This window comes from Amycolatopsis pretoriensis (assembly GCF_900107925.1).
Taxonomy (GTDB): Bacteria; Actinomycetota; Actinomycetes; order Mycobacteriales; family Pseudonocardiaceae; genus Amycolatopsis; species Amycolatopsis pretoriensis.
In genome coordinates, this window is the sequence record NZ_FNUJ01000002.1 from 502,146 (window position 1) to 513,564 (window position 11,419).

Below are 11,419 nucleotides of genomic sequence, written 5' to 3' on the forward strand. Positions count from 1 at the left end.
AGAAAATCTTGACATTCGTCCAAACGGCGGCCAAGGTCGTCACCAGCCGCCGCGCAGTCGGGAAGGGACGACGATGTCTCTGTACTTCTACCTGGAAAAAGGCGCCTCCCTGGACCCCGGGGCGCCCTGCCTCACCCTCGACGGGGTCTCCCGCTCCTACGGCGAAGTGGTCGAGCTCGCCGAAGCCGTCGCCCGCGCCCTGCGCCGATCGGGGGTCGCGCCCGGCGACAAGGTCGGCATCCTCTCGGCCAACGACCCGACCGCGTTCACCTGCGTCTTCGGCATCTCCCGGGCCGGCGCGGTCTGGTGCCCGATCAACCCGCGCAACGCCGCCGGCGAGAACGCCGAGCTCCTCGACCTGTTCGACTGCGGCACCTTGCTCTTCCAGCCCGCCTTCGAGGACCTGGTCCGCAAGATCGCCCCGAACCTGCCGAAGCTGACCACGCTCGTGCGGCTCGGCGAGGGCGACGACTTCGCGCCCGGGTTCGAAGACTGGCTCGGCCGAGCGGCAGACGACCCCTCCGCCGCGGCCACGCAGCCCGACGACGTCGTCGCCCTCGTCGGCACCGGCGGCACCACCGGCCGGCCGAAGGGCGTCATGCTCACCGACCGCAACCTCGAGGTGATGTCGGCGATCACGCTGATGAGCTACCCCTTCGAGGGACGGCCGGTTTACCTGGCGCTGGCGCCGCTGACCCACGCGGCCGGCGTCCTCTGCTTCCCGGTCCTCGCCCGCGGCGGCGAGGTCGTGATCATGCCCAAGCCCGACGTCGGCCGCTTCCTGGAGCTGATCGAACGCCACCGCGTCACCCACACGTTCCTGCCGCCGACGCTCATCTACCTGGTCCTCGGCCACGAAACCCTGGACACCACGGATCTCTCGTCGCTGCGGTGCTTCTGGTACGGCGCGGCGCCGATGTCGACGACCCGGCTGACCGAAGCCCTCGACCGGATCGGCCCGATGGCCCAGCTCTTCGGCCAGTCCGAGGCCCCGATGATGATCTCGACGATGTCGCCGGCCGAGCACCGGCGTCCCGATGGGACTGTCCACCCGGGACGGCTGTCGTCGGCGGGCCGCCCGTCGCCGCTGGTCACCGTGGCGATCCTGGACGACGACGGAAACCCGGTCCCGCAAGGGGAACGCGGCGAGATCTGCGTGCGCGGCTCACTGGTGATGGCCGGCTACTACCGCAACCCCGAGGCGACGGCGGAAGCGTCCGCCCACGGCTGGCACCACACCGGCGACATCGGCTTCCTCGACGGCGAAGGCTTCCTCCACATCGTCGACCGCGCCAAGGACATGGTCATCACCGGCGGGTTCAACGTGTACTCCGCCGAAGTCGAGCAGGCCGTGCTGGCCCACGACGCCGTCCGCGACTGCGCCGTGATCGGCCTGCCCGACGACAAGTGGGGCGAGCGCGTGACCGCCGTCGTCCAGCTGAGACCCGGTGCCGAACTGGACGCCGGCGAGCTGATCGCGTTCGTCAAGGACCGCGTCGGCAGCGTCAAGGCACCCAAGCAGATCGAAGTCTGGCCGGAACTCCCCCGCTCGACCGTCGGCAAGGTCCTCAAGGCCGAGATCCGCACGACCCTCACCACCCAGCTGGAAGGAACACCATGAAACTCGCCCTCTACCTGCCGAACTTCCGCGACAAGGTGACCGTGCGGGAACTGGAGGACCTGACCGCGCTGGCCGAGGACCTCGACTTCGACTCCGTCTGGACGCTCGACCGGATCATCGTGCCGGAGACGTCGGACACCGAGGAGATGCAGTACGCCTTCGGCATGATCGAGGGGTTCCCGAAGGGCCTGCCGGTGAGCTCGCGGGGCGAGTTCCTGCAGGGCATGCCGCTCATCCCGTGGCTCGCCGCCAAGACGTCGAAGGTGCGGATCGGGATGAGCATCATCGACACGCCCTACCGCTCCCCCGGCGTCCTCGCCGCGGAGCTGGCCACCATCGACCACCTCTCGGGCGGCCGGCTCAACGTCGCCGTCGGGTCCGGCTGGATGCCCGAGGAGTTCGCCGCCGCGAGCGCGTCGCACATCTTCCCGAAGCGGCACAAGCACGTCCGCGAAACCCTGGAGATCATGCAGGGCATCTGGACCAACGACCTGTTCGAGTACCACGGCGAGTTCGCCGACTTCCAGCGCAGCGGGTTCGGCGCGAAGCCGGTGCAGAAGCCGCACCCGCCGATCTTCTTCAGCGGCCTCAAGGACGCCAAGCGCTCGGCCGCGCGCATCGCGAAGTACGGCCTGTCGGGCTGGATCGGCATCCAGGACTCGCCGGACGACATCGCGCGGTGGCGCACCGAGATCCAGCGCGAGCTGGACGCCCTCGACACGCCGCGGTCGGTCGACGACCTGGAGATCTCGAGCATGATCTGGTTCGTCATCACCGACCAGGACATGGACCAGTCGTTCCTGGGCAAGGGCACGAACCTGCTGGTCGGCTCGGAAGCGCAGATCACCGACCAGCTCAAGCGGTACCGCGAAGCCGGGCTGACGATGCCGTTCCTGTGGCCGCCGTTCCAGGACGTCCCGGTTGCGAAGACGCTCGACGACATGAAGCGTCTCAAGGAAGAGATCCTGCCCAAGATCGAAGCGATGTGAGAGGAACCAGCATGTCCGAACTCGAGGGAAAGCGCGTCTTCGTCACCGGCTCCGGCGCGGGCATCGGCAAGGCGATCGCGGCGCTGTTCACCGAACGCGGCGCTCGCGTGGTGATCAGCGACATGAACGCCGACGCGGCCAAGCAGGCGGCCGACGAGATCGGGGCGGCCGGTGTCGCCAACTGCGACGTCACCGACGAAGGCCAGGTCCAGGCGGCCATCCAGCAGGCCGTCGACCTCCTCGGCGGGCTCGACGTCCTGGTCAACAACGCCGGCATCGAGGTGTCGTCGCCGCTGCTGCAGCAGTCGACGGAGAGCTTCGACAAGATCTTCGCGGTCAACGTGCGCGGCACGTTCGTGACGATGAAGGCGGCGACCCCGCACCTGGTGGAGTCCAAGGGCAACATCGTCAACATCGCGTCGATCGCGGGCGTCGGCGGCAGCCCGCTGCTCGGCTCCTACTGCGCGACGAAGGCGGCGGTCATCCAGCTGACGCGCGTCGCGGCGGTCGAGATGCGGCCGGCGGGGATCCGCGTCAACGCGGTGTGCCCGGGCTTCGCGGACACGGCCATGGTCGAGCGCCTGGTCCCCGACTTCGAGGCGGCGACCCAGGTCCCGTTCGGCGACCTCGTCGCGGCGAAGCAGGGCCGGCTGGGCACCCCGCAGGACATCGCGGAGGTGGCGGCGTTCCTGGCGTCCGACCGCGCGACCTGGATCACCGGCAGCCACTACGTCCTCGACGGCGGGTTGACGGCGTCGCTGGTGTGACGGACCGGCCGGCGGGTCGTGCCCCGGCCCGCCGGCCCCCTCACTCGAAGAACTTCAGGCTGAACCCGGTGTCGGTGGTCGCGCCCGGGACGTTCGCGCGGCGGTAGGTCGTCGAGCCCCACCAGCAGAACGAGCCGGTGTACCAGGAGCGGTTCGCCCAGGAGTACGGCGTCCCCTTCGGGACGGCGTGGAACATCAGCGGGAACTTCGGGCCGGCGGGCGGGCTGGTCGCGATGTCGCCGTTCAGCAGGACGAACGTGTTGTGGCCGGGGCCGTTGACGTAGAGCGTCGGGTCCCAGCCGGTCATCATGGTGGCGCGGTTCGAGCCGAAGAGGCACCCGTTCGACTTGTACCAGTCCCAGACGTACGTCGGATCCCCGCCGGCGCGCAGGCGGAGTTCGGCGAGGCAGTACTGGTCGCTCCAGCTGCCGTTGGCCGAGTAGACGATGTGCAGCTGCCCGTTGGGATCCTTGATGGCCTCGGGGGCCTCGTTGATGTACGGGTTGCCGACGACCCGTTCCCAGCTTTCCCGCGGCTGCGAGATGATGTACCGCGCGCCGGTCGGGGTGGTGGGGCTGCTCATCCGGGCGATGTAGAGGTTCTGCTCGACGTTGGTGTCCCCGGCCCACCCGGACCAGACGAACCAACGCTGGCCGTTGAAGGTGAAGAGGGTCCCGTCGATGGCCCACTTGCCATCGGGCAGCGCGAGCTGGGTTTCGGCGGTGTACCCGCTGTCGGCGACGGTCGAGCTGATGACGTACATCCGGTGCGCGGCCCCGGTACCGGCGGTGAAGTAGACGTAGAAGCGGCCGCCGTCGGTGACGATCTCCGGCGCCCAGACTTCCCCTCGGCCGCGGGTGTCCGACCAGATCCGCTTCGCGGTGGCGCCCGCGAGGCCGTCGGGAGAGGTGGCTTGCCGGACGACGATGCCGCCGCCGGACGACTGGACGGCGACGTAGGTGGAGCCGACCCGCAGGACGCTGGGGTCGGCGGCTTTGAGGGAGGTTTGGCCGGCCTGGGCGGGTGGACCGGCGGCGATCATCGTGGCGAGCAGGAACAAAGCGGCGGCGAACCGGGCGAACCTCACGACCCCACCCTTCGTCGAGTGCGGTCCCGGCGGAACGGGGAACCTCAGGAAGGATCACCGGTGATCGAGAGTATTTGATAGGGCCGCGGGCACTTGCTCGATTCAGCGAGGCCGAAATTGGTCTGAACCGGTGACCGGGACGCCGGGCACGCGCGCACGGCCATCCGGGTGACGTCGGCGGTTCGTGATCAACCGGGTCCGCGTTCGGGGCGTGGGCAGGTCGGCGGCAAGCCGGACCGGCCGGACGCCGCCACCCCGAGGAGGGACCCATGACGTTCACCCGCATCACCGCGGCGCTCGGCGCGGCGGCGGCCACGGCCGCGCTGCTGGCCACGCCCGCGGTGGCGACCACGACGGCGGACTGCGGCTACTTCATCCGCGGCATCGAGGCGTACTACGGCCACTGCACCTCGGACGGCTCCCACATCCAGATCCGCATGGACCTGGTGGGCGAGCCCGACAAGAACCGGTGCGTCGGCCCGGGCGAGACGCACCTCGGGCCCGCGCTCATCTACCGCGGCGCCTACTACACCGGGAGGCTGTGCTGAGGCACCTCAGTCCAGGCAGAACTCGTTGCCCTCGACGTCCTGCATGACGATGCACGACTCGTTGTACTCGTCGGCGTAGAGCGTCTGGAAGTGGCTCGCCCCCAGCGCGATCAACCGGTCGCGCTCGGCCTCCAGCGCCGCGAGCCGCTCCTGGCCGGCCAACCCCGTGCCCACCCGCACGTCCACGTGGACCCGGTTCTTCACGACCTTGCCCTCGGGCACCCGCTGGAAGAACAACCGCGGCCCCACACCGGACGGGTCGGCACAGGCGAACGCCGCCCCCTGGCGATCGGCGGGCAACGACGCGTCGAACTCCGCCCAGGTAGCGAACCCCGTCGGCGCCGGCGGGACTTCGTACCCCAGCACCTCGCACCAGAACCGGGCCACCCGCTCGGGTTCCGCGCAGTCGAACGTGATCTGTACCTGCCTGATCGTCCCCATCCGAGCACCCTAGACGGCCCGGGGCCCGCACCCGGCCCCGGGCCGCCAGGGTCACCGGACCATCGCGTCGTGGCCCAGGAGGTCCCCGAACACCGACACCGCGCGGTCGACCGCGTCGTCGTCGACGCCCGCGTGGGTCACCGCGCGGATGCGGTCGGTACCGAGTTCCTCCACCCGGATCCCGCGGCGGCGGGCCGCCTCGATCAGGGTGCGGGTCGTGTAGCGGTCGTCGCGGACCTTGAAGAACACCATGTTCGTCAACGGCGGGCCCGGGTCCAGCCGGACGCCCGGGATGCGCGACAGGCCGCGCGCCAGCCGGGCCGCGCGGGCGTGGTCCTCGGCCAGGCGCTCGGTCATGTCCGTCAGCGCCACGATGCCGCACGCCGCGATCATCCCCGCCTGGCGCATGCCACCGCCGAGCATCTTGCGCATGCGCCGCGCCGCTGCGATCGTCACACGGTCGCCGACCAGCACCGAGCCGATCGGCGCGCACAGCCCCTTCGACAGGCAGATCTGCACGGTGTCCGCGTGCTTGGCGACCTCGGCCGCGCTGACGCCGAGCGCCACCGCCGCGTTGAACAGCCGGGCACCGTCGAGGTGCAGGGCGATGCCGTGCGAGCGGATCAGCCGCGACACCTCGCTGAGGTAGTCCAGCTGCAGCGGCAGCCCGCCGCAGCGGTTCTGCGGGGTCTCCAGGCTGAGCACCGCCGGCGGCGCGATCTGCGGGTCGCTGCGGTCGACCGCGCACGCCTCGGCGATCGCCGCCGGGTCGATCGTGCCGTCGGGCAGGTTGGGCAGCGGGTCGTAGACGATGCCGCCGCACAGCGACGCGCCGCCCGCTTCGTAGACGTACACATCGGACTCGTGCCCGACGATCGCCTTGCCGCCGCGCGGGCAGTGCGCGAGCAACGCGGTCAGGTTGGCCATGGTGCCGCTCGGCATCAGGCAGCCGGCCTGCTTGCCGAGCAGCTCGGCGGCGAGCTGCTCCAGCCGGTCCACGGTCGGGTCCTCGCCGTAGACGTCGTCGCCGAGCGGGGCGCGCGCGGCAGCTTCCAGCATCGTGGGCGTCGGGAGGGTGAACGTGTCGCTGCGCAGCTCGACGTAAGTGTCCTGAGTGGACGCGGTCTCCGGGCGGAGGGTCGCGAGGTCGTCGGCGAAGGTGGTCATCGGAGGCTCCTTGGCGGTCAGCGGATGAGGGTTCGGACGGCGTCGTCGAGGCCGATTTCGGCCTGGCTCCAGCGCCAGCGGCGTTCTTCGGCGGCGCCGCGGATCCGGGCGAACGCGGTTTCGGCTTCGGTGACGGCGGCGAGCACGGACTCCCGCGCCGGCCCGCCGCCGTGGGCCGCGTGCTGGGCGACCTCGGCCGGGTCGAGCGCGTGCTCGAGCTGCCCGCCGAGCCGGGCCCGGGCGACCTCGTGCAGCGGCACCCCTGCCGCCAGCGCTTCCTTCGCGATGGCGCCGACGTCGTGGTGGGCCTGCCGGAACGGGACGCCGGCGGCGACGAGCCGTTCGGCGAGGTGGGTGGCCGCGGTCTGGCCGTCGACGGCCCGTTCGTACATCCGCTCCGGCACCGGTTCGGCCCCCTCGACGACCAGCCGCAGCAGGACGACGGCGTCGGTCGCCGCCTCCAGGGCCGACCACGCCGGGGCGACGGCCTCGGTGCCGACGGCGATCGCGTTGGTGAACCGCGCGGTGGCCATCGCGCTCGCCGACGCGGTGAACGCGCCGAGCGGGGCGAGCGCCCGGCCCTGGACGTGCTCCAGCAGGAACGGGTTGCGCTTCTGCGGCATCATCGAGCTGGACCCGACCACGTCGTCGGCCAGCCGCAGCAGCCCGGCCTCGGCGCTGGTCCACGCCTGGAAGTCGTGGGCGACGCGGCAGAGCAGGACGCCGAGGACGGTGGCCGCGGAAAGCTGGCGCAGCACCAGGTCCCGCGACGCGACGGCGTGCAGCGAGTTCGGGATCGGCGTGGCGAAGCCGAGCAGCGCGGTGGTGCGGTGCTGGTCGACCGGCAGCGACGTCCCGCCGACCGCGCCGGCACCGAGCGGGTTCTGGTCGATCTCCGCGCCGGCCTGCCAGAGGCTTTCGACGTCCCGGACGAGCGCGCTCGCCACCCCGGCGAGGTAGTGGCCGTAGGTGATCGGGACGGCGGGCTGGTGGTGGGTGTAGGCGGGCATGGTGACGTCCGCCCAGCGCCGTGCCCGGTCGAGCAGGGCGCGGCCGAGCGCGTCGGACTCGGCGAGCAGGCGTTCGTGCGGATCGCGCAGCCGCAGCCGGACGACCGTGGCGTTGAGGTCGTTGCGCGATCGTCCACTGTGGAGGATGCCGCCGATCCCGGCGCCGAGGGTGTCGATGAGGTGGGACTCGTAGGCGAGGTAGCGGCCGCGCGGGGCGGGGACGTCGTGCAGCGGCGCGAACCGGTGCGCCCGCAGGGTTTCGATGCCGCGCAGGAGCTCGGCCGCGGGCCCAGGTTCGACGATGCCGCGTTCGGCGAGCATGACGACGTGGGCGCGGTCGACCTGGCTGATCAGCCCGAGTTCGGCGGCGACGGGATCGGGGGCGGGGGCGGTGTCGCGGTCGAAGAGGATTTCGCGGGCCGCGGCGGAGATGGGGCTGGTGAGCCGGCCGGTCCCGCCTGGGGCGATGGTCATCGGGGTGCTCCTTCCGGGGTGTCCGGGTGGGGTGCGGTGGCTCGCCCGGAGGTCATGAACGACTCGTTCATCGCGTCGGACGACATGAAAGAGTCGTTCATGACGTCCGCCGGGCGGGTGGTGCGGGCGGTCTGGGCGACCGTGGTGATGAGGAACCGCAGGGTCACCGGCGGGCTCCTTCCGGGATCAGGGCCGCGCGGAGCCGGTCCAGGCCCGTCACCGCGGCCGCGCGGGCGCCGCGGGGACGGTCCGAAACGGCCAGCACGTGCCCGGCCCGGTCGCGGTAGTCGCGGGCAGGCCGGACGAGCGTGCCGTCGGGGCGGGACAGCCGGGCCTCGGCCACTCCCGGCACGCACGACGCCTTCGCGACCGCGTCCCCGGCCGCGACCACCGACGACGACGTCGCCGTCAGGAACCGCAGCGACGCACAAGCCCGCCGAGTGGCGCGAAGGTCCGGAGGAAGCCCCAGGACCGCGGCCACCTGCGCCGCGACCAGGTCGACGCCGGTCGCCGCGCGGACCAGCTCGGGGATCATGCCGCCGGCCGGCCGCGGGTTCACCTCCATCAACCGTGGCCCGGACGGCGTCAGCCGGATCTCGACGTGCGCCGCGCCGAAGCCCAGCCCCAGCGCGGTCACCGCCGCGCGGGCCGTGTCGATCAGCGCCGTCTCGTCGAGCGGGGGCAACGCGGCCGGGACGTCGTGGCCGACCTCGACGAAGAACGGCGCCGGGCCGAGGTGCTTGCGCACCACCGCGACCACGACGTCGCCGAACAGCTCGACCGAGTACTCCGGCCCGCTCGCGTACGGCTCGACCAGCACCTGCGCCGGCACCGGCAGCCCGCGTTCGTTGTGCGTCACCGAAAGCAGCGCCGCCGCCTGGGTGGCCACCGCCTCCGGCGTCTCGCACCGCAGCACGCCGACGCTGCCCGACCCCTCGGCCGGCTTGAGCACCACCGGGAACTCGACCGCCGCCGCGACGGCCTCGGAAACCGACGTCGCCACCGTGCAGGGCGCCCCGAGGACCGACCGCTGGTGGGCCTTGTTCCGGCAGTCCGCCACGGCGACCGGGTCCGGTCCGGGCAGCCCCAGTTTCGCCGCGATCCGCGCCGCCACGGGGATGAAGTACTCCGAACTGCTCGTCACCCCGGCGGGCTCACCGATCTCCGCCTCCAGCACCGCGCACGCGTCCGCCGTGTCGCACCGGACCACGCGCACGCCGTCCTCGGCCGTGTACGGGTACCGGGACGGGTCGGCCGCGGCCAGCACCGGCTCGTACCCGAGCGCCCGGGCCTGCCGCGCGAACAGCCGCCCGGTGCCGGTCGTGTTGCTCTCGACGAGCAGCAGCGTGCGCGTCATGACGCGTCGGCCAGCGAGCGCCGGCCCCAGTTCAGCCACGTCCACGACCCGCCGGGCTCGGTCGGCGCGACGACTTCGTACGGCTCGGCCGCGCCCGCGTGCGCCAGCCCCTGCGCGTGCAGCCACTCATCGGAGTAGACCGTGTCCTGGTAGCGGTAGCCCTCGTCCGGGAGCAGCGCGACGACCGTGGCGTCGGGGTTGCGGCGGGCGAACCAGTCGGCGACCTTGAACGACGCGCCGCTGGTCGGGCCCATGAACAGGCAGTGCCGCGCGTACAGCTCCCGCGTCGCGGCGAACGCCTCGGCCGCGCCGATCCAGTGCACCTGGTCGTAGCTCGAGTGGTCGACGTTCGGCGGCACCAGGCTGTTGCCGAGCCCGCGCAGCACCCGCGGCCCGTCCGGCTGGCCGAAGATGGCGCTGCGCTGGGTGTCGACGCCGATCAGCGTCATCTCCGGGACGAGCATCCGCAGGAAGGAACTCGTGCCGGACGTCGACCCACCGGAGCCGACCGCGCCGACCAGGCAGTCCGGCACGCCGATGGTCTCGGCGAGCTGCTCGGCCACCAGCGCGTACGACCGCGGGTTGTCGGGATTGCGGTACTGGCCGGGCACCCAGTGGTTCGGGTACTCGGCGCGCAGTTCTTCGAGGCGGTCCAGGCGCGCGCGCTGGTACCCGCCGACCGGGCTGGGCTTCGGGCAGATCTCGACGCGGGCGCCGAGGTGCTCGAGACGCCGTTTCAGCGGCGCGTCGATCGCCGGGTCGCCGACGATCGTGAGCGGGTAGCCCCGCAGCCGGCAGACCATCGCGAGACCGAGGCCGAACGTGCCCGACGACGTCTCGAGCACGGTCGTGCCGGGACCGACTTCGCCGCGTTCCTCGGCGCGGTCGAGCATGAACCGGGCGGGCAGCAGCTTCATCAGGCCGAAGGCGGCGACGTGGAAGTTCGGCCGGATCCGGATGATCCGGGGCAGCTCGGTCGCCTCCACGACGGACCGGCTGACGGGGGCGGCAAGGGTCATCGGACTCACCTCTCGGTTTCGAACTGCCAGGTTTCGGTCACGTCGAGCCGGGTCGCGGCGAACTCCAGCCGCGCCGGGGTCTCGGCGTCGGTCGCGTCGAAGAGCAGGCCGGCGACGTCGCCGCTGTGGGCGACCTGCACACCGGCGGCCCCCGAAGCGCGGGCGACGGCGAGGATGTCCTCCAGGCCGGGGATGGGCAGGTGCCGCTGGTTGAGCAGGGTGCTCGCGGTGGCGACGCGGCCGAGCAGGCCCGCGTCGCGATCGGCCACGGCCCGGCGCAGCAGGCCGCGCAGCGGGCGGAACGCCTCGATCTCCCACGACGTGTAGCGCGCGGGCGTGAGTTCGAGGGTGTCGACGCCGCGGCCGCCCGGGCTGGTGCCGAAACCCAGCACGGACAACGGCATCAGCTCGCCGAGGTCCTCGATCGGCTCGCCTTCGCGGTGGGCGAAGACCACGGCCCGGCCGCCGTACATCAGCGAGTCGGACGCGGTTTCGGCCTCGACGGCCAGCGCGCCGACCTCGGCGGGCGAAAGACCGCGGCCGGTCGCGGCGAGGACCGCGCCGATCGCCGACGTCACGTCCGCGGTCGACGATCCGAACCCGCGGCACAGCGGGATGTCGCTGGTGAGGTCGAGCAGGCCGCCCGGCACCGGGTGGCCGAGCCGCGCCAGCGTCAGATCGGCGGCGCGGCGGGCCTTGCTGCGCCACGCCGGCCGCACGGTCGTGCCGGTGTCCTCGGTGGGCAGGAAGGTGGCGCGGGTGCTGTAGAGCGGGCACGGCAGGGTGACCAGGCCGCGGCGCAGCCGGCCGCCGGCGACGAAGACCCCTTGCAGGATCTCGCCGTGGTGGGCGTCGACGCGGAAGCTCCCCGCCCGCGGGTCGGTGACGGTGGCCGGGGCCGGGGCGGCGACCGCGAGGTCTTCGGTCATGGCGTTCTCC

General features: G+C 72.2%; 12 protein-coding genes. 4 read left to right on the top strand and 8 right to left on the bottom strand.

What is annotated here, in order from left to right:
* Nucleotides 1–73 precede the first annotated feature (73 nt).
* The 3 genes from BLV96_RS09315 to BLV96_RS09325 are packed head-to-tail and all read left to right on the top strand — an operon-like array spanning nt 74 to nt 3,377.
* Complete coding sequence (locus BLV96_RS09315; protein WP_086679155.1) at nt 74–1,621, top strand: acyl-CoA synthetase; 1,548 nt, start codon at nt 74–76, stop codon at nt 1,619–1,621.
* Nucleotides 1,618–2,610, top strand: a complete 993-nt coding sequence (locus BLV96_RS09320; protein ID WP_086679154.1) for an LLM class flavin-dependent oxidoreductase — start codon at nt 1,618–1,620, stop codon at nt 2,608–2,610. Before BLV96_RS09315 ends, BLV96_RS09320 begins: the two co-directional genes overlap by 4 nt.
* Before the next feature lie 11 nt (nt 2,611–2,621).
* Nucleotides 2,622–3,377 (top strand): SDR family NAD(P)-dependent oxidoreductase, encoded by a 756-nt coding sequence (locus BLV96_RS09325; RefSeq protein ID WP_086679153.1) that lies wholly within the window; start codon nt 2,622–2,624, stop codon nt 3,375–3,377.
* A gap of 40 nt (nt 3,378–3,417) precedes the next feature.
* On the opposite strand, the gene BLV96_RS09330 is transcribed toward BLV96_RS09325, so the two are convergent.
* Entirely contained in the window at nt 3,418–4,464 is a 1,047-nt protein-coding gene (locus tag BLV96_RS09330; protein WP_208608182.1) for a glycoside hydrolase family 43 protein, read from the bottom strand.
* Nucleotides 4,465–4,733: 269 nt separating this feature from the next.
* Between BLV96_RS09330 and BLV96_RS09335 the strand changes: the two genes are divergently transcribed.
* Nucleotides 4,734–5,012 (top strand): DUF6355 family natural product biosynthesis protein, encoded by a 279-nt coding sequence (locus BLV96_RS09335; RefSeq protein WP_086679152.1) that lies wholly within the window; start codon nt 4,734–4,736, stop codon nt 5,010–5,012.
* 6 nt (nt 5,013–5,018) lie between these two features.
* Here BLV96_RS09335 and BLV96_RS09340 read toward each other — a convergent pair whose 3' ends face one another.
* Genes BLV96_RS09340 through BLV96_RS09365 form a run of 7 tightly spaced genes read right to left on the bottom strand, consistent with a single transcriptional unit; the run spans nt 5,019 to nt 11,409 of the window.
* A complete protein-coding gene (locus BLV96_RS09340) occupies nt 5,019–5,453 on the bottom strand; it encodes a VOC family protein (protein WP_086679151.1) in 435 nt (144 codons plus the stop codon).
* A gap of 51 nt (nt 5,454–5,504) precedes the next feature.
* On the bottom strand, nt 5,505–6,620 hold the full coding sequence (locus BLV96_RS09345; RefSeq protein WP_086679150.1) for a GntG family PLP-dependent aldolase: 1,116 nt from the start codon (nt 6,618–6,620) through the stop codon (nt 5,505–5,507).
* Nucleotides 6,621–6,637: 17 nt separating this feature from the next.
* Nucleotides 6,638–8,104 (bottom strand): argininosuccinate lyase, encoded by a 1,467-nt coding sequence (locus BLV96_RS09350; protein WP_086679149.1) that lies wholly within the window; start codon nt 8,102–8,104, stop codon nt 6,638–6,640.
* Nucleotides 8,101–8,271, bottom strand: a complete 171-nt coding sequence (locus BLV96_RS49725; RefSeq protein WP_158104193.1) for a hypothetical protein — start codon at nt 8,269–8,271, stop codon at nt 8,101–8,103. The genes BLV96_RS09350 and BLV96_RS49725 overlap by 4 nt, the downstream gene beginning before the upstream one ends.
* Nucleotides 8,268–9,461, bottom strand: a complete 1,194-nt coding sequence (locus BLV96_RS09355; protein WP_086679148.1) for an ATP-grasp domain-containing protein — start codon at nt 9,459–9,461, stop codon at nt 8,268–8,270. The genes BLV96_RS49725 and BLV96_RS09355 overlap by 4 nt, the downstream gene beginning before the upstream one ends.
* Nucleotides 9,458–10,480: a pyridoxal-phosphate dependent enzyme gene (locus BLV96_RS09360; protein WP_086679147.1), complete on the bottom strand. Its 1,023-nt coding sequence runs from the start codon at nt 10,478–10,480 to the stop codon at nt 9,458–9,460. The genes BLV96_RS09355 and BLV96_RS09360 overlap by 4 nt, the downstream gene beginning before the upstream one ends.
* Before the next feature lie 5 nt (nt 10,481–10,485).
* Nucleotides 10,486–11,409, bottom strand: coding sequence for a GHMP family kinase ATP-binding protein (locus tag BLV96_RS09365; RefSeq protein ID WP_086679146.1), 924 nt, complete (start codon nt 11,407–11,409; stop codon nt 10,486–10,488).
* Nucleotides 11,410–11,419: the final 10 nt, after the last annotated feature.